The following is a 26,089-nucleotide window of genomic DNA, read 5'->3' as shown; positions in this document are numbered from 1 at the left end:
CGATATAACCCTTCAGTTCCGAAAGGAACTGTCTAGCCTTTACCTGAGTAATGTGACCATTCTCAATTTAAACTAGAAACATTTCGCACAACTAACCTGCTTTCTTGCTATTAAAACATAAAGACAGATTTTATCTACAAAATGTGTAGAATGAACTCTGTCTTTTCGTTTTGATATTTCGTGAATCGAATATTTAACTAAACCAGCTAATAGGTTCCTCCTTCCAAAAACGAATCAATCAGTTTTTTTACAAATTCCCATTCCAAACGCTTTGCTTTAAAACCTTCTTCACCTAATGACGTAAGTTTATAATATTTTCTTCTTCTACCTGGTCCTTGTTCGTCATCCAGTAGGATTCAATCCATTGACTTTTCTCTAATCGCTTTAAAGAAAAATAAAGCGTACCTTCTTTCTAGTTTATGAGGGTCATCCATCATCACTACACGATGTACGTGGCGTATAAACAGCATTCTCACCATAAATTTGTCGTAACGTTAATTTGGGTTTCATGTAGATTACCTCACTTTCAAGCTTAAATAGTTTTCAAGTAATCTACCCCTAAATTACAGTACTCACACTTTAATGGGAGAAACCTAGTTTAATCGATCAGATATCATCCATTTTCATCCATATATTCAGTTGTTTAAACCAGTATTTACTTAATTAATGCTTCCAAATGTCCCTTCACTTCAGGCCATTCTTCTAATGTGATGCTATACATCACTGTATGACGAGCTGTACCGTCCTTGCGAATCATGTGATTGCGCAGAACGCCCTCTTTCTTCGCTCCAATACGTTCAATGGCCTTTTGAGAACGTAAATTTTCTTGATCAGTCTTGATTTGTACACGTTGTAAATCGAGCACTTCGAAGCAATATTGTAATAATAAATACTTACAGTTTGTATTGGCAGCTGTTCGCCAAAAAGCAGGTGTAATCCATGTATTTCCTATTTCAAGACGTCTGTGTTTTTCATCGATATCCATAAAACGTGTTGAACCAATAATTTTTCCCGAGATTTTATCCACAATAGCAAATGGAAATTCTTTTTTCTGCATCTTCGCCGTTAAAGCTTTGTCCACAAAGTTATGCACATCACTCTCCTGTTCAATCGTTGTGGGCAAATACGTCCAAATCTCTGGATAACTACCAGCAGCTAATAGCTCTAAAACAGCTTCTTTTGTTATTGGCTTTAATACTACAATTTCATTTTCTAATGCTGTAAAATGCATTTCCTACCACTCCTTTTTCAATTATTTAACTTCAATTTTGATATGATGAATATAACCAATTTCAAAAAATCACACCGTACCAGGAGGTTTAAAATTATGGAGCTCTCTATATCATTCTCTGGGAATTCCCCAAAATACGTGCAAATTTACGAGGAAATTAAACAAGCAATTCTTATGAAAAAACTATCTGCACATGAACAATTACCTTCAAAACGTACGCTTGCCCATACGCTCGGTGTCAGTATTCATACCATTAAAGAAGCCTATGAGCAGCTACTTGCAGAAGGCTATATTTATAGTAAAGAGCGCTCAGGTTACTTTATTGCTTCCTTCGAGTTTGAGTGGCTACAACTACCGAAAAAAGAAAAGCCCGCTCCCCTAAAAACAACTATAAATACTATTAAATTTGATTTTCACAACGGACACGTGGACAAACATACTTTTCCATTTACAGCATGGCATAAGTTAATGAAAAAACACTTCAATGCAAGCAATTTATCAACAAGCCCCTGGCAAGGTGAAGCAACATTACGGGCGGAAATTGCCCAGTATGTAGGACGTTCAAGAGGTGTTATTTGTGAAGCATCGCAAGTGTTTGTCTGTAGTGGTACACAAACCCAGCTACAGGCACTTTGTCATTTTTTTGGTCAACAAATACATGTTGGCTTAGAGGAACCTGGTTTTAAGAGAGTACGTTCCACTTTGCATCAATGTGGTTTACCGATTCATGCGATTCCTGTTGATAACTCAGGTATCACCGTACCGAATGAAACAGTCCACATGTTATACACAACGCCGGCCCATCAGTTCCCACTTGGTATGGTAATGTCGGTTGAAAGACGCGCAGATCTCTTACAGTGGGCGACATCAAATGAGGCATTTATCATTGAAGATGATTATGATTCGGAATTTCGTTATAAAGGCCTTCCGATTCCTTCTCTTGCAAAAATGGATCAGTTACAGCGAGTTATTTATTTTGGCACATTTTCCAAAATCCTTATTCCATCATTGCGCATTAGTTATATGATTTTGCCGAAGTCTCTTGTCGAAGCATTCACTCTTTTCAACCTAGAGCAAAAGTCTACTGTTTCTAAAGTAGATCAGCTCATATTAGCTGATTTCATCGAACAAGGATTATTTGAAAAGCATCTTGCGAAAATGCGCACCATTTATCGAAAAAAACAACAGGCATTATTAACTGCCATAAGCACCTATTTCTCCGAGGAGTTCCAAGTAATCGGTGAAAAATCTGGCCTACATATTATTTTAAAATTGCCAAAAAGGCTCTCCGAATATGAAGGACTTCAACGTGCTCAGTTAGCTGGAATTAACGTATATCCTTGTTCTACCTCTTTTTTGTACGCTTGTGAAAATGACATGATTATTATTGGCTATGGTGGTTTAAACATCCAGCAAATTGAAGAAGGCATTGCCTTACTCGCCGAAGCTTGGCAATAATTCCTGCTCTTTATTGTTAGTATTATTGCATAATCGTCTATAAATCCCATAAACACATGTATAGAAAACGAAACCTTTTAAATTTTTTATCGTATTCTATTTAAAGTGAACTTTAAACAATGGGAAATGTAGGATAAATGCACAGATAAGGGGAATCAGCGAATTGGAGAAGAAAGAAGAATTAGAAATACAGTTACAAACCATTCAAGCATGGGAGAAAGATCAAAAAGGTTTATGGTTTTGGGAGAAGCTAGGGCGTATACCATTTAAAATATTAGATAAAATGACACCGGCTTTCATTCAAAATAAAATAGCTGTATTGGTTGATGAATTAGGAAACTATATTCAATCCGGTGGAAAGTATTTAATTAACGAGCACTCAATGCTTCAAAAAATACGCAATGCCTCTTCCTATAAAGATATTTTTACCATTTCGGATGTTAGTAAAATGCCTTTAGAAGATATGATTATCCTGAGTGACAAGCTTCAAAACGACCGGGTCAAGCTTGCAACAGTACAAGGTGCCTCTACTGGCATTGGTGGCATCTTTACGATGGCTATTGATATTCCTATGATCTTAGGCATGTCGTTAAAAACACTGCAAGAGATTGCACTTATTCATGGCTATGATCCGAACGATAAAATGGAGCGTATTTTCATTGTCAAATGTCTACAATTTTCTTCTGCCGATATTGTTGGAAAGGAAGCTATCTTAGAAGAACTTTCTTCTATGCATAAAGATAGTAATGCATCTGAAAATATGATTTCGCAGCTGCAAGGTTGGCAGGAAGTATTTTTTACGTATCGTGATCAAATGGGTTGGAAAAAGTTATTCCAAATGATTCCAATTGCTGGTATAATATTTGGTGCCTTTGCTAATAAAGGAATGATTCAAGATGTTGCTGAGGCTGGCACTATGCTTTATAGAAAAAGACGAATCTATGAAAAATTAAACGAACTTGAAAATCTTTAAAACAATTTGCTTCGTCAACTGAACATGAAAAGTAGATAGCTGAACAAGGAAAAAGTGTAATAGCGTGATCTATCAATTATTAAAATACGATCGAGGAGTGATATTATGGCAACAAAGTCTACCTTATCTGAAGCTACCCGATTTTTTAATGAACAATTTCCCGAAGGCAGTTCTTATAATTCAAGATACTCTCAAGTTTCTGCGATACGTTCTGGTTCCAATGGTCAAGATGCAAATTTACGCTTTCAAAGGTTGGGTAACCAGCTACAGTTCTTAGCAAGTTTATATGATAAATTAACAGCTTCGTCCACTAGTAAAGAAAGTGTTAAAACGGCGATTCTTGCTACTTTAACTGCGATGGAAGATTTGAAGAACAGCGCTGGTCAATCACTACTTCTTAGCAATGCTAACTTAGGTGGTTCTCCCTCCGGTGGCATTGTCTTAGCAGGTTTAGTCATAACTCGTACAGGTATTTATCATGATTTGGATACAGTAAATAGAAATCGAATAGCCTTAGCCACAGATTCTTTAGCAACTCAAATTTCCTCTTGGATGGATAGTTCTTCAAACCCAAGCTATAACGCTTTAGAGGATACTGTCAGTACTTGGCGAAATCAAAAAATCGCTAATTTTGCTATGAATGGGCCTATTCTACACGTAGGAGGTCTAGGCTTATATCTAGATTTGTTAGCAACTCATAGTTCTGCTTCTCAGCACCCTAAATATCAAACATTATATAAATACGGGACTTATGTGATGGATAAGTGGGCAACTTTCGATTCTTCTGGAACGCAAGCTTCACTTGCTATTGGCGGTTTACTTTCAATCAATTCTGGACGTAAATTCTTCCCTTCGTCAGGCTATAATGCATATGTAGGAATGGGGTTAGCTTGGCTAGCCCACGGTATTGTATATACAGGCAACCTTGGCATTATTCCTAATTCTCGCTTAATCTGTGACTCAAAAAAAATAAATAATTTTTATAGCAGTGTTTTTCATTCTCAAGCTAACATGAAAGCTTATGAAATCAGTGAACCAGCAGATTTTACTGGTGAAAAATTAACTGAAGATACGATTCTTGCCGTTGTTGAACTAGGTTATACTAGAACTGAGATAGATCAGTTACTTGCTGGTCATGTTGATAGTTCGACGGGCTATCTTTACACACTTTCTTGGAACGGTGACTCCGCTTTTTTAGTAGCACTGGACAAGGCTGTTCGAACTGCTGGGGAAACGGTGTTTTTAGAAACTGAAGCAACTGATGGCTCATCAGTCATTATTGCCTATTCTCGTGTAGGAGAGGCTGCAGCACATAGAGCTATGGCTGGATTTGCCGGTATGCTACAACGAGATATTCCAACAGTAACTGATGGGAAGTAATGTTATATAGACAGATAGGATGACTCCGGCACTAACCGTGGTCATCTTATCCCCTCTTAAAGATTCATTACGAAACATTCTTTTATTAAACGGACTATTTTTTAGCGTACAATTCTTTACTCATTTTATACTTTGATTAAAATTTTCCCTTGTTGTTGGCGGCTTTCCATAAACTCATGGGCTTTCTGCATGTCCTCCAATGCAAAAACCTTAGCAATAGGTACTTGGAAATTTCCATCTTTTAATAATGAGAAAATATCCTGTGCAACGTCTTGCAGCATTCTCGGCTTCAATGCGCGCGTCGTCCCTAAACTAAAGCCCCTCACATTGCGACAGCTACTGTGTAAATCGGCAGTTTTTATATACCCCACTTTGCCGCTACTGTTTCCAAACTGCACAAGCGTACCATACAGTGCTAAGCAGTTAAAACTTTCTTCTGTAATATTGCCAGCAATCGAATCAAAAACAATGTTAACTCCATGACCCTCTGTATAATCATTGACTCGGGCACTAAAATTATCATACGTCAGCACATGATGAGCACCAAGCTCATAAGCAATTGATGCTTTCTTCATATCGCTAACTGTACCTATTATTTTTTTTGCGCCCAATTTTTTCGTCATTTGCACGAGCATTGTCCCAACACCACCAGATGCAGCATGTATTAAAACTGTATCTTCCGAGCTTATATTGACAATTTGATGGGTTAAAATATAGGATAAAAACGAAACAGTCGGTACGGCCGCTACCTTTTCAAGAGAGACATCCTGTGGGATTTTAAAGACTAACTGCTCATTTGCTACCACATATTCTGCATACGAGCCGTTTCTTGGAAATGCAATAACCCGGTCTCCCTTTTTAAACAAACTACTACTATCAAAAGTTTCTTCTATTACACCAGCAACATCTAGGCCAAGAATCATTGGGAAATTTGCCTTGGCTTTATTCCCTGTTCGATTTTTGATATCCGCAAAATTAACACTCGTATACGTTGTACGAATTAACACTTCCCCTGCCGAAATAGTAGGTTTTGGACATTCAACATATGTTAAAACGGACGCTGGTCCAAATTCATTAATCGTCACAGCCTTCATAATTCCACTCCTCCCTGTTATAGTTAAATTATAAAATAAAAAGGGATACATTTACATTTTAATATATGGGGGAAATTCGAATGAATAGAAAGCCTAGAAAAGAAAAATATAATGGCCTAACTTACAACTTTTTTGAATTAAATAATGATAAAATTTGCTTCATGTTTTCTGGCACCAGTTACACATATGATAAACCTCTTCTATATTATTCCACGGCATTAATGCTTGAACTCGGCTACGATGTAGTGCAAATCTGTTATTCTTTTGAACAGCAACAATTTGAACAAGAGCCAAAAGCTATTTCAGAAATGGTATATAGTGCCACAAATCCTATTGTGACTCACATGTTAAACAGCAAACCATATCAAAAATCTGTGTACATAGGGAAATCGCTAGGGACTCTACCAATTATTGATTTTTATATGCAACAGATTACATCTTTTTCTTCTCGCTATGTACTATTTACACCACTTCTGTCATTCGAACATAGCCTACAAAATTTGCAGGACAAACATGCCTTTTTGGCAATCGGTACTGCTGATCCACATTTCTCACAAGAAAAATTGGACCAACTGAATTCCCATCATCTTGCAATTGTAGAAAACGCCAACCATTCTCTTGAAATAGCAAATGACACGGTAACATCCATTAAAATTTGTCAGTCACTACTAACGGAATTACAATCATTTATTCAAAAATGATAAAGTGAAACTTCAATTAATGGGGGGTTACTTCCCCCCACTGATTGTACGTTGAACCAATCGGACGTTTGCGGTCAGTTAATCGCCCACCTCGTGTATTCGTTCTCATCTATCCACTTGCAGTGGGCACCTTACTTATCTTGCAGGTCTTGCCTTCTTTAACGCCTGCGTAGCTGGGGTGCATGCTCTTGCTTATCCTCTATAAATCTTGAAGTTCCAAATAACTATGTTTCCCCTCAAGGTAAAGACGAGCCATAAATATTTTCTCTTCGACAGTGAAGTTAGCCATAAAAACACCCCTAAATCGTTAGATTTGGTGTCTAACAATTTAGGGGCAGTTCAAACTCAATTTTTTGAGTTTGTCTACAGTCTGAAACGCTCGCCCCATATTGGGGAGAGCGTTTTTCAATTCTAAATCTTAGTATGCTAAGCCGAATAAAGCTTTGATGTGTGTAAGATAGCGAATGTTAGACGCTTCTTTCATAAGTGTAGCAGGAAGACCTTTAAGTTGTGTATTGTTAGCACCTACAGTTGCTACAGCATCTTTGCGGCCTAAGCTTGCAAGTGTACCAGAGTTAACTGCTGAGAATGGTTGTAACTCTTGGTTTTTGTATTGTGCGAATAAGTTGTAACCAGCACATTCGCCCATTTGCCATGCAACTTGTGCAGTCGGTGCATAAAGCGGACGTCCACCGTCAGCTGGTAATGCAACAGATGCGTCACCGATTACGAATACATCAGCATGTGATGTAGATTGTAAGAAATCGTTGATAGTTGCTTTACCACGGTCAGCAGCAAGACCTGACTCACCTACTAGTGGAAGTGGAGCTACTCCTCCAGTCCATACAAGTGTGTTTGCAACGAGTGGCTCGCGATCTTTAAGTGAGATTACATTCCCGTCAACACCAGTAACTGGTGTACCTGTAATGAATTCAACACCACGTTTTGTTAAGCTTTCAGTAGCGCGCTCGATCAGCACGTCTGGAAGGACTGGTAAGATTTTCGGACCAGCCTCAACAAGTTTGATTTTAAGGTCAGCAAAGTTAACGCCGTGTTTTGCTGCAATTTTAGGGAAGTTGTCCACGATTTCACCAACAAGCTCGACGCCTGTTAAACCGCCACCACCGATAACGATTGTTGCATCCGCTTCGTCTTTAGACTGTGTGTAAGCTTTAATGCGGTCTTCGATATGTTTGTTAATTTTGTTTGCATCGTTTACTGATTTAAGAACCATCGAGTTTTCTTCTAATCCTGGAATACCGAAGAAACCTGTTTGACTACCTAGTGATACTACTAAAGTATCATAAGGTAATGTGTAACCAGTGTCTAAGTCTACTTTTTTAGTGTCTACGTTAAATTTTGTTACTTTTGCAATTTCTAGATTAATATCTAAACCTTTGAAGATTTTTTTTAACGGTAATGCTACAGCACCTTCTGCAATAGTACCCCCAGCTAAACGGTGAAGCTCTGTAATGATTTGATGTGTTGGAAATTGGTTAACTACTGTGATTTTAGCTTCATCAGCTGATAAATACTTACGTGCTGTTAATGCAGTTAAAACACCAGCGTAACCAGCACCTAAGATGACGATTTCTTTTGACATTATTAATTAATCCTCCGTCCTTACGAATTAAATGTATCTCGAGTCTTATTTAGATTGACGTTCGCCGTTTACTTGTAAAAAAGCATTTACAAAACGGAAAACACCTTGAACTTGAGGGTCTTTTAGCATTTTCATAAGACCAAATAAACCGATAACTTCCTGGCTTTCAGCAGCACGGTCTTTTGCTTCAATTGCAGTAGCTGCAAGGTTTTTAGCTGTATCGACAACTGGACCAGCCATTTCTGTAACAGCACCGACAGTATCATTTTTTAGTACTTCATCAGTTGCAACTGCTTGCGCAAACTCATATGATTTTGTTAATAACGTCATCATTTCAGTTAACTTTGGTAATTGCTCAACTAAAGTTGTTAGGGATTCTTGTACCTCAGGCTTTAATAGTTGGTCTAGTACATCTAGTTGTTCTTGACTCACAGATAATTGTTCAGATTGTGCTTGGTTATTCGTTTCTGACATTTTGAACTCTCCTTTGCCATCACTATTACTATTTTTATATTACTTCCATGTAAAAAAGACCATTAAGCAATCTCTTAACAGTCGTTACAGCGGATATCTTACACAATCACCAGTCACAGGGGCTGGATAGCAATTCTTATGATTAGTTATTACAATGTTAACTTCATTATGCAAAAAGCACATCACAATTCCATCCTTATCTTGGTGACATTACAAACTCCATTATAAAGCTGTTTGTACATTATTTCAATGAGCTAAATCACAATTTCGACAAACTTTTCAAAATTCATTGATTTTGTCAACTATTTGTTGTAAATAAAGTTATGTCTTTGTCCATTTTGTTAAAAAATACAATTCCTTAATCTCTTTTTTAGCTGATGCGGTAATAAATATTTTACAAGCAGTAGTAATGTTTCTACTTTTTCCAAAAAGACATTTAACTAGCAAAACTTATGATGACTTTTGAACAGACAGCCAGAAAAAATCAACAATCTCTTTTGCAGCTTCGGTTTCTGTTAGAAATAATCGCTTACCTTCTCCGTCTTTAAAATAACCAACTGACATGAGCGCCATAAACGTATGTGCGAAAAATTGAGCATTTCCTGTTCGAATCGTTCCCTTCTCCATTTCCGTTTGCATCGCCTGCTCAATTGTCCTGTACATTTCATTTTCAGAGGCATGTACTTCTTTTAATTGTGAATCTGATAAATTAATGGATGCTTCGCGCATAAAATTTTTCATATCAATATCTATTGTTGCAGATAAATGTATCTCGACAAGTTGCTCTAATCTCTCTTTAAATGATGTAGGCTGTTCTAATATCTGTATAATATGTAGCCGAATTCTTTTCATCATTTCGATTAATGCAGAGGTATATAACTCCCCTTTAGTCGGGTAATAGTAATAAATTGTTGCTTTTGTAACATTACATGTTTTCGCTACATCATCCATTGACACATTTTTATAGCCATCTTTTATAAAAAGTCTTGTTGCCGTCTCAAGCACAAGTTCTTTAGTTGGTTTAGCCTTGTCATCATGGCGAGGTCTTCCTAGAACACGCGGTGATTGTTTCAACAAGTTCGCCCCCCTTATAACGTATTATTATTAGACATAGTATAACATACCAGTCATTATTAATTGATTAATTAACCTTCTAGTATATATAATTAATACTACATAATTAGAATGGAGGTCTTGTCATGCAAAAACACCCACTTGAGCAATGGGGCGCAATGGTTGCAAGTAAAAAAGGTCGATTGCTAGCAATTACCATTTGGGTTTTACTTGTTGTTGCCCTATCTTTCGCTTGGCCACAAATAAATAGTATTGAAAGTGAATCGGGTAAAAATTTACCAGATACAGAGATGTCTGAGCAGGCTGCATCTATCATTGCAGAGGAATTTCCAAATGATGCAGGGACACCTTTATTACTCGTCTGGCATCGAGAAAGTGGCCTAACTACTGACGATTTCGTTGCTATTCAAAAGGTATATGGGGAACTTCAGGCAAAACCTTTAGCTCACCAATCTCTTATTCCACCTTATAACGAAATGCCGCCCCAGGCTTTTTTGGCAGCTACATCTGAAAATGGCTCTACAATTGTCACACCGATTTTCTTTGAAAAAGGCGTGGCGACTGATTTACTCCAAGAAAGTTTAAACTCTTTAACAACAACAATGGATACGTATAACGTCCAACTAGATAAAGATTTAGCTAGTGATGAACTGCATGTACGTTATTCTGGTCCAGTTGGTATTGCGACAGATGCTGTCAGCTTATTCTCGCAAGCTGATGTGAAATTACTCATAGCAACGGTAATGCTTGTATTAGTGTTACTAATATTAATTTATCGTTCACCTTTACTGGCTATAATTCCATTAATCGTAGTAGGTCTTGCCTATGGTGTCATTAGTCCAACACTTGGTTTCTTTGCGGAGCAAGGCTGGATTGATAAGGATTCACAGGCTGTGTCTATAATGACCGTCTTGCTATTTGGTGCAGGAACAGACTATTGTTTATTTTTAATTTCAAAATACCGTGAAATACTGTTTGACGTTGAGGATAAGGCTGCGGCAATGAAGCTTGCTGTAAAGGAATCTGGTGGTGCCATCATGATGAGTGCCTTAACAGTCGTCATCGGATTAGCCACGCTTAGTCTCGCCCACTATGGTGCATTCCAACGCTTTGCAGTGCCATTTAGTTTTGGCGTTTTAATAATGGGTATTGCGGCCTTAGTCGTACTTCCAGCTATCCTCGTTATTATTGGACGTGTAGCCTTCTTCCCGTTTACACCACGTACAGAGGAAATGGCACGTAAGCAGGGCAAAAAACAACATAAGTCTTCTCATAAAACAAGCCGTAAAATCGGACATTTCGTCACGCATAAACCTTGGGTTGTTATTGTGGTAACTGTCCTTTTACTTGGCGGTTTAGCAGCATTTGTGCCACGCATTCAATATACTTTTGACTTATTATCTTCTTTCCCAGAGAATATGCCGTCTCGAGAAGGTTTTACTTTAATAGAAGAAAATTTTTCACCGGGTGCACTAGCTCCCGTTCAACTTGTAATTGATACGGGTGAAACAGCTATTAACATCCAACAGTCGCTCACTGCTCTCCCTTATATAGATACTGTGGGAGATGTCCATATTGGGGAGAAAAACGATTCCATTCAATTATATGAACTTACGTTTAATGCAAACCCTTATGCAAAAGAATCATTGGCGCATATACCAGAGCTTAAGACTGAAGTCGTAAATATACTTAAAAATGCAGGTATCAAGAATGCTGATAAACAAGTATGGATTGGCGGAGAAACGGCAAGTCAATATGACACACAGCAAATTACTGAACGTGATGAATCAGTCATAATGCCGACCATGATTGCGTTAATCGCCATTTTATTATTTATCTATTTACGTTCTGTCACGGCTACCATATATTTACTAGCTACAGTGATTATTTCTTATTTCGGTGCACTCGGTGCTGGTTGGCTTATTTTACATCATGTTATGGGAGCAGAGGCGATATCAGGGGCCATCCCACTGTATGCATTTGTATTTTTAGTGGCCCTCGGTGAAGATTATAATATCTTCATGATTTCAGAAATTTGGAAGAAACGTAAAAATACAGATCATTTAACGGCGGTAGAGGAAGGCGTAGTTCATACAGGTAGTGTTATTACATCCGCTGGTCTTATTTTAGCAGGTACATTCGCTGTACTCGCAACACTACCGATTCAGGTGCTTGTTCAATTTGGCGTTGTAACTGCGATTGGTGTTCTATTGGATACATTTATCGTACGCCCACTGCTTGTCCCAGCCATTACAACTGTTCTTGGAAAATATGCATTTTGGCCAGGATCGTTATTTAAAAAGGATGCCTAAGTCTTCACACCAATTAAATTGTCATTAGTTCGTTAAATGCCAATAAAAGATATCATTTTACCAATACATTGTAACCCGTTTTTTGTGAATGCTCTGTTGCACACAGAAAAAACGGGTTATATTTTTTTAAAAACGTCTTTTCACCTACATTTATCAATTTATCGACCAACTTCTCTAAATTATCGATAACTATGAACGATTTATCCCCCAAAATCACTCACTTATCCATATGATAAAAGTAGTTTATTGGATTTATACTGTCTTCTACCTTCTTTCATTGTCGTTGAATAGGATACACTCGTTGATTGGAGCGCAGGCGGCGAGTGTAGCTGACGGCATTTGCCTTTCGCTACAGAGCAAAGCTTCCTGCGGGAATAGCATGAGCTGAAGACCTCGCAGAAGCGTCGAGGAGACTGAAGCCATGACCACAAAAAGCGTCCGCCGTAGCAGAAAGCAACGGGTTCATATAGACACTTCTATTTTCAAAAGAAAACAGACAGTCAACAAACTCCATTTTTTGAGTTTGTTGACTGTCTGCCCCCGTCCTAAGAACGTGTTATTTTTGCTTATAGATTTAAAGTTAAATTATTAATTTGTTGGTTTTTTCAGATCCATTGTAGCAGCCGCACTTTCAACTTTTACGCGTTTTAAGAAGAACGCTAGTACAATTGCAAGAATTGTTACAATAGCCGCGATTAAGAATGAATGTGTAATCCCATCTAATAAGGCTGTTTGCATAATTTGATCTTGCATCTGTTGCATTTGCTCAGCTGTTGGTACAACACCAGACTGAGCTGCCTTTGCTTGTGCTTCTGCTATTAAGTCGGCAGCCGTTGCTTTTGTGCGGTTATTCATAATTGTAACCAACACTGCACTACCAATCGCTCCTGCTACTTGTTGTAAGGTATTATTGATAGCCGTACCATGTGGATTCATAATTTGTGGTAATTGATTTAAACCATTTGTCATAATAGGCATCATTACCATTGAAATACCGAACATACGAATTGAGTACATGGATACAATAAATGTATAGCTAGAATCCAATGCCAATTCTGTTAAACCAAATGTTGCGAGTGTTGTAATTGTTAAACCAATAATCGCTAAAACACGCGGTCCGAATTTATCAAAAAGTTTCCCGGTAATTGGCGACATAATACCCATTACAAGTGCCCCTGGAAGCATCATTAATCCCGCTTCAAATGGTTCAATTCCACGAATGGATTGTACATAAGCCGGTGTTAAAATCATCCCAGAGAACATCGCCATAGAAACGATAACAGAGATAGCCGAGCCAAGTGCAAACATCGGGTATTTGTAAATACGTAGTTCAAGTAAAGGCTGCTCCATACGTAATTGTTTAAAGATGAAAATAATTAAAGAAACAAATCCAATGGAAATTGTACCGTACACCCAAGGACTAGACCATCCTTTATCCCCTGCTGTACTGAAACCATAAAGAATACCACCAAATGCAACCGTCGATAATATTACGGAAGGGAAATCTAAATGAACTTCACGTGTCTCCATCACGTTTTCTAATTTCCAAGCACCGAATAATAAACTAATAATTGCAAATGGAATAATCATTTGGAATAGCATGCGCCAATCGTGATGTTCCACAATCCAGCCTGATAATGTTGGACCAATTGCAGGTGCCGCAATCATAACTAAACCAAAAATCCCCATTGCTGCTCCGCGTTTTTCTTTTGGAAAGCTAGTCAGCATGACATTCATTAAAAGGGGTGACATACTTGAAGCCCCCGCTGCTTGCACCATACGACCTGCTAAGAGCACGTCAAAGTTTGGTGCAAAACCTGCCATAATTGTACCAATTGTAAATATTGTCATCGCCGTAATAAATAGATGTCTATTTTTAAAGCGTGTTACGAAAAATGCCGAAGCTGGTACTAAGATACCACTTACAAGCATATAACCTGTTGCTAGCCATTGTACTTTTGCGTACGTAATACCAAAATCTTTCATAATGGTTGGCAACGCAACATTTAACAATGTGTTGTTCAGAAAAGCAACAAAAGCACCCACAAATAAAATAGCAATCATGCCATAAGGGGGCTTTTTCATTGTTAAGTCACTATTCATTTATATCCCTCAATTCTTTCTTGTTATTTTAAGATAAAACTTATTTTATACTCGCAGTCTACTTTTTTCAACAATTTAGATTTAAAATTTTTAAAACGTTGATATATAAGCTTTTTCGTTATAGAATGAGAGTATAATAATTTAAAAAAGGTGAGGTTATGAACAAAAGAAAAAGACAAACACTTACTTCTGCTCGTGAACTTTTTATAGAAAAGGGTTTCGTGGATACATCCATTAACGATATAATCGGTGCCGCTAAAATTTCTAAGGGCACATTTTATAATCACTTCGCCTCAAAAAATGAATGCTTAATCGCCATTCTAGACGACGGGCGTGAGGAAGCAAGCAATCGTCGACATGAGCTTCTTTACGGAAAAGATCCAACTGACTTGGAAGTCTTAACACAGCAAGTGGCTGTACTTATGTATGTCAACCGCGAGCACAATCTTATACAAATTTTCGAATCAATTTTTCATTCTCGAGATAAAGAACTAAAGAAAATTATTTTGAACTATCATTTACAAGAGTTAGAATGGCTTGCCAATAGACTTGTACAAGTTTTTGGAGAAGAAATTAGTCCGATGAGCTATGAATGTGCTGTGCAAACATTGGGTATGATTAACCTCTCTTTACGTGCAGTCTTGATTTCTGATTATAAATATATAAACCGTGAAGCAATAGTACGCGTAGCATTACGCAATATCAGTGTAATCATACCCGCAATGCTGGAATCGAAAGAAATTATTATAAGTGTTGAGATGATTAATGCCATACAAAATGTCGTGAATTATCGTTCAGTCAGTAAAGAAATGGTCCTCGAACAGATACAAGGCTTTACGACAGGATTATCGAAGGACGAAACTGTTGAAGGATTGGAATTTGCTACATTTTTAATGGAAGAATTACAGCAAGAGAAACCTAAGCTCTTAATTATCGAATCACTACTTACTCCTTTCAGAAAATCATTTGTTGGAACCGAACACGCAGCAGAGGCACGTGACATCGCCAATAATTTATGGCGTTACGTGAAAATCGAACACCCTTCTGAACACTGTAACAAAAAATAAAATGACTTATTTTTTCTGTTAAGTGATATTGCAAAAAAACAAAAATGACCCTCAAATCATCGACAAAAGGCATCAAGAAGTTCTATCTCGATGCCTTTTGACTTTTTTATTTTTTGTTCAAACGATGGGATAATTCACCGGGACGTCGTGACCCCGGACTGAGCATAGTGAAGGAAGCGATTAAGCCTGCCCGCGGAAACTATCTGCCCACTGTGGAAATCAACGATCTTACTTAATTTTTTTCAGTAAAATTGCTCTTTTATATAGCTTCAAAAACATATGCATTACTGTTCATGTAAAAATTTCACAACAAAAACTGTACCTCTTGCATCTGAATTCACACGGATTGTCCCGTTATGCAAATCAATCAGTTGCTTTGTAATCGCTAACCCTAGACCAGTACCTGTCGTATCATCGGTCGTATTTGTCCCTCGATAGTAGCGCTCGAACAAGTTATCGAGTTCCTTTTGCGGAATCCCTGGACCTTGGTCAGCAATTGTCAGCATGACGCCTTCGGATGTGTTTTGCGCCTCCACCCTTACTTTGGTGTCATTCGGTGTATACTTCTTAGCATTCGTAATTAAATTATCCAATACACGCTTTAATAGAAGTTCATCTGCATCCAGTAAGACATCTCCAAAAACATTTACACACACCTGATTGTCTGCAAACTGTAGTAACCATGAATTTAATGTTAACGATACTTTTTCCAGTTTTATTGCTTTATTTTTTAATTGATACGTATAGGTTAAATCTTGAATGAGCGCATCCATATAGGTAGCCTTTTCTTGCATTGTTTTAGCGAAGGCACGCATTTCATCATTCGTCCACTCATATTCGCCAGAAGCTAGCATGGCAGAATAACCGTAAATAGAGCTGAGAGGGGTCTTTAAATCATGGGATAGTCCTGTAATCCATTCTTCACGTAATTGCTCTGATTGCTTAATTTGTCTTTCATTTGAGGCAAGTCGGTCCGATAAGTGATTAAGCGACTCATCGACAGGTTGGAATAATTTAAATTTCCGTTTTAACTTCCCTGTCTTCTGGTGATGAACTTTTTTATCGCTCAATTTCTGGTAATCAAATTGCGCGAGATGTTCGATGCGTGAAATAACGTATACAAGTGGTCGGACAAATTGGCGTGAAATCCCTATTGATAAGAAAATGACGCCTATTAGTAAGATAATGTGTCCACCGAAGAAAATCGCAATAAAAAGAAGCATCGCTTTATTAAACGGCTCTTCAAACGGCTTATACGATGGGTTTGGCATACGCACGACCAGTGTTGTTCCATCTTCTAGTGTTGCACTTTGTATTAATTCTTCCTGCTCGAAAATATCATAATTCTCTTCTATTAATTCCGGCTTATACAGTAATTTATAGCTTTCACCAATAACTTTAACTCGTTGCCATCGTTCATTATAAATCTCTACTGCTGCCTTATTGTCATTTAAACGCTGGAACAACTCGGAAGGTATCTCCTCATTCTTCTGCCAAACACTATTGGCCTCATCAAAAAGAGGCTGAACTAGTGACGTAGGTAAAAATAATAAATAATATTTCGGTAGTTTCCAGGTATGCATACCTGGACGTTCAAGTAACAAAACCTCACTATCTGTCATTCCACAAAGTTCGCATGTTTCACCCGTGTAATCTAAAATGTCCATCGATTGATTAAACAAATATAACTGCCCTAAATTTTCCTCTGCGCGTTTCACTAAATAATTCGCAATACGCATCGATTTTCCCTCTGTCATAACTGCGTTATCTTCAATTTCGTATGAACTCATTGTATGAATGTTATCACCGACACGCGCATTGATAAAGAACGCAAAAAATAACAAACTGACAATGAAGCCCAGAATAATTAGTAAATAAAATACTGTGAAATAAGATACAAAACGCAGTGTTAATCTCCCTGACGGTTTCATCAATGAACATCACCAACGAGTTTATAGCCAATTCCTCTGACAGTTACGATGCAAGTCGGTTTACCTGGATCTTTTTCAACTTTTTCACGGAGCTTACGCATATGAACCATCACCGTGTTATCATCGAATATATAATCTCCCCATACACGTTCATATATTTGTTCCTTTGACAATACTTGCCCTGTATTTTCACATAGGTATTTCAGCAAATGAAATAACCTTCCACTAATAATGTCCTTCTTACCATCCACTTCAAGCTCTGCCGCATCCATATTAAACACAAAACGATCACAAGTATATATACGCCCCTCCTGCACATCCACCTGCTTCTTCATGTAACGTGTGAGTTGTACTTTAACCCTCGCTACGAGCTCTAGCGGATTAAATGGTTTTATTATATAGTCGTCTGCTCCATTCATAAAGCCGCGCAACTTATCCGCATCACTACTCTTTGCGGTTAAAAAGAAGATGGGTGCATCACTTTTTTCACGTACATACTTTGCTACTTCTAAACCATTGCCATCTGGCAACATGATATCTAACAGATAAAAATCAAATTTTTCTCTTTCTATTTTCCTTATAGCATCTTGAACAGTACTACAAAGTGTAATGTTATTGATTCCTTCTTTACGTAAAATGATGTCTATCATTTCAGCTATAGCACGTTCATCTTCTAGTACTAAAATTGTTGCATTTTTCATACTATCACCAACTTTTAAGATTACTTTAAGGTAGTCATTATATCTCTATAAGATTTTTATACTACTCTATGTATAAGTTAACCAATTAAGGAGATAAAACGCAAATGACAACAAATCGAGTTACCTTCATCGACAGTATGCGTGGATTAAGTTTGTTCGGTATTTTGATGGCTAATCTGCTAATTTTCCAGTTTGGCATGTATGGCAAAGATGAGTTAAAAAGTTTATCCACATTGGATAGTGGTGCATTATATTTTGTGAAAATCTTCATTGAAGGCTCATTTATGCCGATATTCACCATTTTATTCGGCTTTTCTCTTATTAAATTTATTGAATCAGTCCGTAAGAAAAAAAATAAAAGTCGATGGTCAATTCTACGTCGTTCAATTGGTTTAATTGCTATCGGTTGGCTCCATTCAACCTTTTTATGGGAAGGCGATATTTTATTGTCATATGGCTGTATGACATTATTTCTAATTCCGTTCATTAATCGAAAGCCAAAAACATTATTTATATGGTGTGGCGTATTATTTTTACTAACTACAGCCTTAACATTCGGTCCTACGGAGATAGCAAAAAAAGAGCAGATTGAACTAACTAGCTATATCGAAAAGGCAGATGCAACTTATGCAAACGGAAGCTACCTAGACATATATGATTTCCGTGCAAATGTTATGCCTCCCGGATTAGACAATCCTATTGTTGTATTCATCATTTTCATTTTCGCACCTTTATTTTATGCACCATTATTTTTATTTGGCATGGGACTTGCTAAAATGCGTGCGTTTGAAAATATGCAAAAAGAACAGAAGTGGTATATTTTCGGGGCAATTCTGGTTCCACTCGGCCTCACTTGTAAAGCATTAAGCTTTATAGAAAGCAATTTTTCCAGCATGTACCTAATGGGTGGTTCACAACTATTAGCAGTAGGCTATGTGTGCTTAGTCGCATTATTCTTCAAGACTCGACCTGCACAGCTTCTTTCACCCGCTTTTGAAAGTGTTGGCAAGCTATCAATGACCAATTATTTAATGCAAACAATTATTTGTACAACAGTATTTTACGGATATGGGCTCGGTTTATACAGTAAATTAGGCGTGTTTGGTGGCATCATTTTTGGGGTTGTACTCTATAGCTTGCAATGCATTTTTAGTATTACTTATTTAAAGAAATTTAAACGTGGCCCGTTTGAAACCGTACTGAGAATTTGGACGAATTGGTCATGGAGTGGGCAAACGAAACAGAAAGGAAGTACTTTAAATGAATCGTGAGTCTAAAGAGGATTTCACAGATACATGGTGGTTTCTAGGAATTTGCGCAGCTGTAGGGGTCATATGTACTATATGCGCATTCTAATAGTAAGAGATTTTATGAAAATAGTAGCTTAGCCAGTGCTTTTACACTCAATAAAAGGTATTCAACAAAGTATAGTAAACTTGTTGAATACCTTTTTCTACATGTTTAATTTTAATCGACGTGCAACTAAAGATAATAGATAGTTCACCACAAAATAGATTACTACGAATAATATAGTTTATTTTGTGCGTTAATAACTTGCGCATTATGCAGTAATTCTGGGAATGCAATAACAACAGCCAATGATGTATCTTTTAATATTTATCTAACCCCCTACTGATGTATAGCTGACTCCCCTTTTTTCTTGTAGCGAATAAACTGTTACAATCCCCAAATTGCAGGCATTATATCTTTCTTCACTTCAATCTCCTGTTATATAATTATTGTAAACAATGCACAATTAGGAGGCATTTCATTGATACAACGAATTTTAATCACAGGCTATAAACCACACGAACTCGGTATTTTCAATGATAAACATCCCGGTATCCCCATTATAAAAAAAGCATTGGAAAACCGTTTACGCCTACTAATCGATGGGGGATTGGAATGGATCATTATTAGTGGCCAACAGGGTGTAGAAACGTGGAGCGCAGAGGTTGTCCTCACGTTAAAGAAAGAATTCCCCGAATTAAAACTTGCCGTGATCACACCATTTTTAGAACAGGAGAAAAATTGGCAGGATATTAAAAAAGAAAAATATTTGTCAATAGTAAGTCAAGCAGACTTTGTAACGAGTGTTACTAAAAAGCCGTATGAGGCGCCATGGCAATTTATTGAAAAGGATAAATTTATTATTCAAAACACAGATGGACTACTTCTTGTCTATGATGAAGAAAACGAAGGCTCGCCGAAATATATGAAGAGACTAGCAGAAAAATATATGAAAACTAACGAGTACACCCTTTTAATGATTAATGCGTATGACTTACAAGTAATCGCAGAAGAAATACAACAGCAGGACTGGTAAATAAATATTGATATAATTTTCTGACAATTATATACTGGAATAAATAGTGTTTGACGTCATTAAACTTGAAAGGAGCTGTTGACATTTGAATAGAAAAATTGAAATGATTCTTGAGCCCTCACCTGTGAATGTCTCACATGATACGTACCGTCGAGAGTGCCAGTATACGCGGGGGATTCATATTGAAGAACAAGAGTTCAAAGCCATTTTAGCTACAATGTGCCACGATTCACGCTTGTATTTTGATTTCCATAATCCTCGAAAAGAGATTAAGCAAGGAACATATTTAAATGGACACTCCGGTCTGGCACGCAATATTTTTGATTACTATAAAACAACATACGACGTTGAAATTACAGAGCTCATGAATGGCAAAGATTTTTATGTGAAAATCATCTAAAAAGCGACGTAGACTCGATGATATTCCATCATGTCTACGTCGCTTTTTAAAATGTAACTCCAATCATAACCCAAGGCCTTAGCAACTGAAAACACATGTCATTGACGAATTCAAAGCCTTGAACATGTGCTTCTGTTTTTTCTATCTGTTAATCTTTATACTTTGAACATATTTGTTCTTTCTTGTAGACTTTCCGCCATTTTAGAAAGTGCCGCTGTAGATGCTGTAATTTCCTGCATAGAGGCTAACTGTTCTTCTGTTGCCGATGAAATCGTTTGTGTCCCTGCTGCGGAGCTTTGAGCAATTCCATCAATTTGTTCCATGGATTTGGACATTTGATTAGCTCCTGCAACCATCTGTTGAACGGAAGAAGACACTTCTTGTATTTGAACAGATACCTCGTTAATGGCATGTTGAATTTTTTCAAAGGATTCACCTGCAATGTTTACATTGTTAATACCTGTTTCTACTTCTTTCGTTGTGAACTGCATGGAGTCTACAGCTTTATTCGTTTCCGCTTGAATTCCTGTAATTAGCTCAGAGATTCTCTGTGCCGATGCAGATGATTCTTCTGCCAATTTTCGCACTTCTTCCGAAACAACCGCAAAACCTTTTCCATGTTCTCCTGCTCTTGCTGCTTCAATCGCTGCATTTAACGCCAGTAGATTGGTTTGCGCTGCAATACCTGTAATGACCTCAACGATTTGTCCAATCTCACCCGATCGCTGACCTAAACCGCTAATTACATCACCTAGACTACCAATAGAGGTTTGAATCGAGTTCATTTGTTGAACAGCAGTTTTAATAATATTATTTCCATCCACTGAAAGTTGTTCTGCATGTGTAGCAGTTTCTGAAACGTTAGTAGAGTTTCTAGCTATTGTTTGGACATCTTGTACCATATGATTCACAACATCTGAGGTTTCTATAATTGTTCTCGCTTGATCGTCCGATCCACTTGCCACTTCTAAGGTAATAGATGCAATGTGCTCACTTGCCTCACTCGTTTGTTCTGCACTTGCTGAAAGCTCAGCCGAGAATGCCGCCATCTGATCAGAAGTTTCTTTCACCTGACCAATTAGATCTCTTAATTGAGCAATCATATGGCTAAAGGAAGACGTTAAGACCCCTAGCTCATCCTTTGAATCATAGGCTACATTAAAATTCAATTCCCCAGCTTCTGCTCGTTGAACGGCAGATTTTAATTTTTCAATTGGAGAAATTAGATATTTTCGAACACCTATAAATCCGATGACAACAAACAAAATTGTTAATACAATTGAAATGATTAACGAGGTTGTGATTCCTCTGCTTGCATCGGCTTTACTTTCCATATTCAAAGCACTTGCATTTTTTTTATTCAAATCTGTCAACGCTACACCTTTTAAATTAATTTGGTCTAACACAGGCTTGGCATTTGAATTAAAAAGGTTTACTGCTTCCTCATTTTTATTGGCAAGACTTAGTTGAAAAACTTGCTCCATGCTTGCTTTAAAACTTGGGTATAGCTCAACCAGTTCACTTATTAAAGCATCCTCTTCCGGTTGCAAATTAGCTGCTTTTAGTATTTGAAGATTCTCTTCATTATCTTTAAAAGCATTCATCACTTCATCATTAATTTGTGTAATAGTAGCTTTGTCTATAAACATAAAAGAACGATACATATTTGAAACAATAATCCGGTTATTAAGTCTATAGTCCGACAAAACGATACTTGGTTCTAACCGATTTTTAAAAATATTATCAGAATTTTTCTCCATAGACTTCATTGTGATATATCCATTCACTTGGATAATACCAACTGTTAAAATGGAAATACACATTAATAGGACTAACTTTTTAAATATGGATAGATTGCGTAGCATGGTCAATACTCCCCTTTTCGAATTCAGTTATTTGGTGCACATTCTAATGAAAGACTATGAAATGACATTATCAAAGGTGCGTGTATACTTTTGTAAGTTTATTTACTTCATGACAACATGGAGAATAACTGACTTTCGTTGTTTTAATCCTTTGTCTTAATTATATTTGATCTTCTCTTCGTATACACCTATACCGATAAACACACTTACAAAGTAATGTTAATTTTGTAGATTTGATAACTGATTTCCTTATAGTCCCTTTTTACCACTTTGTTAACAAGGTTATTTCGCCTGTTAATAGTCTATATTTCGACATTTTTCATTATTTTTGAACTAATTATCAACAAATTAATTTAATGTTCTTATTTTTCCATATTTTCAAAATCCTAATATATAATCCTTACATAACCAATCATATGAAGAGGATGTGTTTACATGGACCCATTGAAGCTACAAAAGCGTTTCCCCTTATTAAAGCCTTTCTATGGCTTACACAGTGAAGGTTACTTATTTAATTTTGACAATCAGCTTTTTGAGATACCAAAGCATGCGATTACGCAAGATGAACTTGAGTTATTGCGAATTTTTTCAGGTCCACTCATGATTTCTAGCATGCAGGACACAGCTTGGCTTAACTATTTAACCAATCAAACGGATAGCATACCCGCCCCTATCCGGGACCACCGCTTATTGTTTTTACACTTTGAAAAGAAATTTACTGACCCTAACCTCCTACGTACAACGTTTGAGGCGTTGCTAGGTAAAGAAATATTTCTAATGTCGTTAAATGAGCATTCATATATAGTCATCGAACAAATTACAAACGAAGAACTGCTAAACTTCTCTTACTATATCGATCTCTTAAGCGAAGATTTAGAAGTGAATTTAAAAATTTTTGTGTCAGATGTAATAGCAGATATCACTGAAACGAAAGTACGATTTAACTGGCTTTTATCATTACAACCAGCAATCTGGACCTATACGCCAAAGCATGTACTTACACAACAAGAATTACTGATTCCTTATTTAACGCTGCTACTAGACGCACAGGAAAAAGCTATTTTCATTGCTTCGATTTTAAAAGAGGCCGCTGAACACCAGGAATTATTACAAACCGTCAAGCAAGTCATTCAATGCGAAGGGAATATTTCACTTGCGGCTAAAAAATTATTTATGCATCGTAATACCTTACAAAACCGAATAGATAAATTTCAACAGCTAACACATAAGGATGTGCGACAATTTGAGCATAAACTTGAAGTGTTTCTTGCCATTTCGTTTTTTGAATTGATGTAAGTCACATTGCACATTTAATCGTAAAAAAACAGTGCATAATTGTTCTATCCGCAAACGTATTATTTTTTTACACTATAAGTATCACTACTAAAAGAAAGGATGTAACCTATGACGGAATTACGCTTGGCGCATATCTATAAAATTTACGATAAAAATGTGCAAGCTGTAACAGATTTCAATTTGCATATACACGATAAAGAATTCATTGTCTTTGTCGGTCCCTCTGGATGCGGGAAAACTACAACACTTCGTATGATTGCGGGCTTAGAAGATATTTCGAAAGGTGAATTTTATATTGATGATGTCCTCATGAACGATGTGGAGTCAAAGGATCGGGGGATTGCCATGGTTTTTCAAAGCTACGCCTTATACCCTCATATGTCGGTTTACGATAATATGGCATTTAGCTTAAAGCTTCGAAAAGTCGATAAAAAGGAAATCGACCGACGCGTGTTAGAAGCCGCAAAAATTTTAGGCTTAGAAGATTACTTAAAACGCAAACCCAAGGCATTATCAGGCGGTCAAAGACAGCGTGTCGCACTAGGACGCGCCATTGTCCGTGATGCTAAAGTCTTTTTAATGGATGAACCACTTTCCAATTTAGATGCGAAATTACGTGTGCAAATGCGTGCAGAAATCCAAAAACTACACCAACGTATTCAAACAACAACAATTTATGTAACGCATGACCAAACAGAAGCAATGACTATGGCCACACGTCTCGTTGTGATGAAAGATGGGCTCATTCAACAGATTGGCGCACCGAAGGAAGTATACGATTATCCGAATAATATGTTTGTAGCCGGTTTTATTGGATCACCCTCTATGAATCTATTCCATGGACAGCTCACTGAAAATGAGGTAAAGATAGGTGATTTCAACTTACCTATTCCTGAAAGTTATTTACTAATACTAAAAGAACAAGGCTATCTAGGTAAAGATATCGTGCTCGGAATACGGCCAGAGGATTTACAACTTACATCCACAACCTCTGCTTATACTTTTGACACCACGGTGGATGTAGCAGAATTACTAGGTGCCGAGGTATTTCTCTACGCTTCATTAGCAGGTCAATCTTTCATTGCCCGTGTAAATGCCGACGCACAATGTCATCCGAATGACTCGGTAACTTTAGTGATAAAGGAAAACAAAATTCATTTTTTTGACCCTCAAACAGAAGTACGGATTTGTTAATCATCTGAGGTTGTGATCACAACCTCATTTTTTTCTTTTTGCTACCTTCTTATGAAGATTTTGAATCACAGAGCGTGTCGTGTCTAGATAATTGATTGTTTGTTCATAGGAGCTAGTGGCCACGCACATAAATAAAATATCAATAACATGTAGTTGTGCCAGTCGTGATGATGTAGCACCACTTCTAAAAGTTGCTTCTACATTTGGTGATGTATGCAAACAAATATCTGCTAGGCTAGACACTAGCGAGTTACCATAACGCGTCAGACTAATGGTCGTCGCTGGTGTTTCACTAGCAATTTCTAAAATTTTCGCCACTTCATGGGTTTCACCAGAAAACGATATGCCAACTACCACATCCCCTTCCTCTGCATTTACAACTGCTGTAGCTCCTAAATGCAAGTCCGTCAGTGCCATACTGTTTTGATTAATACGCAAAAATTTCTGGTCTGCATCCATTGCTGCAATACCTGATGCACCAACGCCGAAAAAGAAAATCCGCTTAGCCTGTGATAGTGAAGTCACCGCTCTCAATAACTCTTTTTCGTCTATTAAGTCTGCCGTTTCTCGTAAAATTTGGCTACTTTGGGTCGTCACCTTTTCTACGATAGATTGTAACGGTTCATTCGGCTCGATATCACGATCATCTACCTTTTCGCGCTGTAAATCTCCTGCAATTCGTAACTTTAGCTCTTGTATACCACTGACATTTAACGATTTACAGAGACGAATCACCGCTGCACCGCTTGTATTGCTTGCTTCCCCCAACTCAACAGCAGTCATTTTAATGGCTTTCGTCGGATGCTCTAAAATATAGGTAGCCACCTTTCGTTCGGATGGCGGAAGCCTTTCCTCCATTTCCGCAAGCATGATTAACCCTGCATTGATTTTCTCCATTACAATCAA

Annotated in this window: 21 protein-coding genes and 2 pseudogenes; 11 read left to right on the top strand and 12 right to left on the bottom strand. The window is 37.4% G+C overall.

From position 1 onward, the window contains the following. Positions 1-206 precede the first annotated feature (206 nt). Positions 207-412: pseudogene (locus ACQKII_RS20985) on the bottom strand (PadR family transcriptional regulator); the annotation flags it as partial. A 243-nt stretch (positions 413-655) separates the two neighbouring features. After that, positions 656-1,231 carry a GNAT family N-acetyltransferase gene (locus tag ACQKII_RS20980; RefSeq protein WP_427462405.1) on the bottom strand — a complete coding sequence of 192 codons (576 nt, stop codon included), beginning with the start codon at positions 1,229-1,231 and terminating at the stop codon, positions 656-658. Positions 1,232-1,327: 96 nt separating this feature from the next. On the opposite strand from ACQKII_RS20980, the gene ACQKII_RS20975 reads away from it, so the two are divergent. From ACQKII_RS20975 to ACQKII_RS20965, 3 genes are all read left to right on the top strand, one after another. Further along, the gene (locus ACQKII_RS20975) at positions 1,328-2,689 is read left to right on the top strand and encodes a PLP-dependent aminotransferase family protein (protein ID WP_427462404.1); all 1,362 of its coding nucleotides are present in this window, start codon (positions 1,328-1,330) and stop codon (positions 2,687-2,689) included. 163 nt (positions 2,690-2,852) lie between these two features. Further along, positions 2,853-3,662 (top strand): EcsC family protein, encoded by an 810-nt coding sequence (locus tag ACQKII_RS20970; RefSeq protein WP_427462403.1) that lies wholly within the window; start codon positions 2,853-2,855, stop codon positions 3,660-3,662. Between the two features lie 105 nt (positions 3,663-3,767). Further along, positions 3,768-5,042, top strand: a complete 1,275-nt coding sequence (locus tag ACQKII_RS20965) for a hypothetical protein (protein ID WP_427462402.1) — start codon at positions 3,768-3,770, stop codon at positions 5,040-5,042. A 125-nt stretch (positions 5,043-5,167) separates the two neighbouring features. Here ACQKII_RS20965 and ACQKII_RS20960 read toward each other — a convergent pair whose 3' ends face one another. Beyond that, positions 5,168-6,136, bottom strand: coding sequence for a quinone oxidoreductase family protein (locus ACQKII_RS20960; RefSeq protein WP_427462401.1), 969 nt, complete (start codon positions 6,134-6,136; stop codon positions 5,168-5,170). 80 nt (positions 6,137-6,216) lie between these two features. On the opposite strand from ACQKII_RS20960, the gene ACQKII_RS20955 reads away from it, so the two are divergent. Then, the gene (locus tag ACQKII_RS20955; RefSeq protein ID WP_427462400.1) at positions 6,217-6,837 is read left to right on the top strand and encodes a hypothetical protein; all 621 of its coding nucleotides are present in this window, start codon (positions 6,217-6,219) and stop codon (positions 6,835-6,837) included. Positions 6,838-7,255: 418 nt separating this feature from the next. Here the strand turns inward: ACQKII_RS20955 and ACQKII_RS20950 are convergent, their stop codons facing one another. The 3 genes from ACQKII_RS20950 to ACQKII_RS20940 form a co-directional block, all read right to left on the bottom strand. Next, complete coding sequence (locus ACQKII_RS20950; RefSeq protein ID WP_427462399.1) at positions 7,256-8,440, bottom strand: NAD(P)/FAD-dependent oxidoreductase; 1,185 nt, start codon at positions 8,438-8,440, stop codon at positions 7,256-7,258. A gap of 45 nt (positions 8,441-8,485) precedes the next feature. After that, positions 8,486-8,914 (bottom strand): DUF1641 domain-containing protein, encoded by a 429-nt coding sequence (locus ACQKII_RS20945; RefSeq protein WP_427462398.1) that lies wholly within the window; start codon positions 8,912-8,914, stop codon positions 8,486-8,488. A 450-nt stretch (positions 8,915-9,364) separates the two neighbouring features. Further along, positions 9,365-9,991, bottom strand: a complete 627-nt coding sequence (locus tag ACQKII_RS20940) for a TetR/AcrR family transcriptional regulator (protein WP_427462397.1) — start codon at positions 9,989-9,991, stop codon at positions 9,365-9,367. A 122-nt stretch (positions 9,992-10,113) separates the two neighbouring features. Between ACQKII_RS20940 and ACQKII_RS20935 the strand changes: the two genes are divergently transcribed. Further along, positions 10,114-12,300 carry an MMPL family transporter gene (locus ACQKII_RS20935; RefSeq protein WP_427462396.1) on the top strand — a complete coding sequence of 729 codons (2,187 nt, stop codon included), beginning with the start codon at positions 10,114-10,116 and terminating at the stop codon, positions 12,298-12,300. A gap of 588 nt (positions 12,301-12,888) precedes the next feature. Here the strand turns inward: ACQKII_RS20935 and ACQKII_RS20930 are convergent. Continuing rightward, entirely contained in the window at positions 12,889-14,403 is a 1,515-nt protein-coding gene (locus tag ACQKII_RS20930; protein WP_427462395.1) for an MDR family MFS transporter, read from the bottom strand. 158 nt (positions 14,404-14,561) lie between these two features. Here ACQKII_RS20930 and ACQKII_RS20925 point away from each other — a divergent pair, with 158 nt between their 5' ends. Then, positions 14,562-15,470 carry a TetR/AcrR family transcriptional regulator gene (locus ACQKII_RS20925; protein WP_427462394.1) on the top strand — a complete coding sequence of 303 codons (909 nt, stop codon included), beginning with the start codon at positions 14,562-14,564 and terminating at the stop codon, positions 15,468-15,470. A gap of 284 nt (positions 15,471-15,754) precedes the next feature. Here the strand turns inward: ACQKII_RS20925 and ACQKII_RS20920 are convergent, their stop codons facing one another. Next, complete coding sequence (locus ACQKII_RS20920) at positions 15,755-17,401, bottom strand: sensor histidine kinase (protein ID WP_427462393.1); 1,647 nt, start codon at positions 17,399-17,401, stop codon at positions 15,755-15,757. Further along, positions 17,401-18,102 carry a response regulator transcription factor gene (locus tag ACQKII_RS20915; RefSeq protein ID WP_427462392.1) on the bottom strand — a complete coding sequence of 234 codons (702 nt, stop codon included), beginning with the start codon at positions 18,100-18,102 and terminating at the stop codon, positions 17,401-17,403. Before ACQKII_RS20915 ends, ACQKII_RS20920 begins: the two co-directional genes overlap by 1 nt. A gap of 104 nt (positions 18,103-18,206) precedes the next feature. Between ACQKII_RS20915 and ACQKII_RS20910 the strand changes: the two genes are divergently transcribed. Continuing rightward, entirely contained in the window at positions 18,207-19,373 is a 1,167-nt protein-coding gene (locus tag ACQKII_RS20910; RefSeq protein WP_427462391.1) for a DUF418 domain-containing protein, read from the top strand. Between the two features lie 182 nt (positions 19,374-19,555). Here the strand turns inward: ACQKII_RS20910 and ACQKII_RS20905 are convergent. Continuing rightward, positions 19,556-19,719 (bottom strand): annotated as a pseudogene (locus tag ACQKII_RS20905) (amino acid ABC transporter permease); the annotation flags it as partial. A 154-nt stretch (positions 19,720-19,873) separates the two neighbouring features. Here ACQKII_RS20905 and ACQKII_RS20900 point away from each other — a divergent pair. Both ACQKII_RS20900 and ACQKII_RS20895 read left to right on the top strand, forming a co-directional pair. Continuing rightward, positions 19,874-20,428 (top strand): DUF1273 domain-containing protein, encoded by a 555-nt coding sequence (locus tag ACQKII_RS20900; protein WP_427462390.1) that lies wholly within the window; start codon positions 19,874-19,876, stop codon positions 20,426-20,428. Positions 20,429-20,513: 85 nt separating this feature from the next. After that, positions 20,514-20,828 carry a hypothetical protein gene (locus ACQKII_RS20895; RefSeq protein ID WP_427462389.1) on the top strand — a complete coding sequence of 105 codons (315 nt, stop codon included), beginning with the start codon at positions 20,514-20,516 and terminating at the stop codon, positions 20,826-20,828. A 155-nt stretch (positions 20,829-20,983) separates the two neighbouring features. On the opposite strand, the gene ACQKII_RS20890 is transcribed toward ACQKII_RS20895, so the two are convergent. Beyond that, positions 20,984-22,693 carry a methyl-accepting chemotaxis protein gene (locus ACQKII_RS20890; protein WP_427462388.1) on the bottom strand — a complete coding sequence of 570 codons (1,710 nt, stop codon included), beginning with the start codon at positions 22,691-22,693 and terminating at the stop codon, positions 20,984-20,986. 435 nt (positions 22,694-23,128) lie between these two features. On the opposite strand from ACQKII_RS20890, the gene ACQKII_RS20885 reads away from it, so the two are divergent. Next, a complete protein-coding gene (locus tag ACQKII_RS20885; protein WP_427462387.1) occupies positions 23,129-23,989 on the top strand; it encodes a PucR family transcriptional regulator in 861 nt (286 codons plus the stop codon). A 108-nt stretch (positions 23,990-24,097) separates the two neighbouring features. After that, positions 24,098-25,183: an ABC transporter ATP-binding protein gene (locus ACQKII_RS20880; protein WP_427462386.1), complete on the top strand. Its 1,086-nt coding sequence runs from the start codon at positions 24,098-24,100 to the stop codon at positions 25,181-25,183. Between the two features lie 24 nt (positions 25,184-25,207). Here ACQKII_RS20880 and ACQKII_RS20875 read toward each other — a convergent pair whose 3' ends face one another. Continuing rightward, positions 25,208-26,080 carry a MurR/RpiR family transcriptional regulator gene (locus ACQKII_RS20875; protein WP_427462385.1) on the bottom strand — a complete coding sequence of 291 codons (873 nt, stop codon included), beginning with the start codon at positions 26,078-26,080 and terminating at the stop codon, positions 25,208-25,210. Between the last annotated feature and the right edge of the window lie 9 nt (positions 26,081-26,089).

It is taken from the genome of Lysinibacillus sp. NPDC048646 (assembly GCF_050272295.1).
Lineage (GTDB): Bacteria > Bacillota > Bacilli > Bacillales_A > Planococcaceae > Lysinibacillus.
Note: the sequence above shows the minus strand (reverse complement) of the source record. Positions and strands in the feature narration are given on the sequence as shown.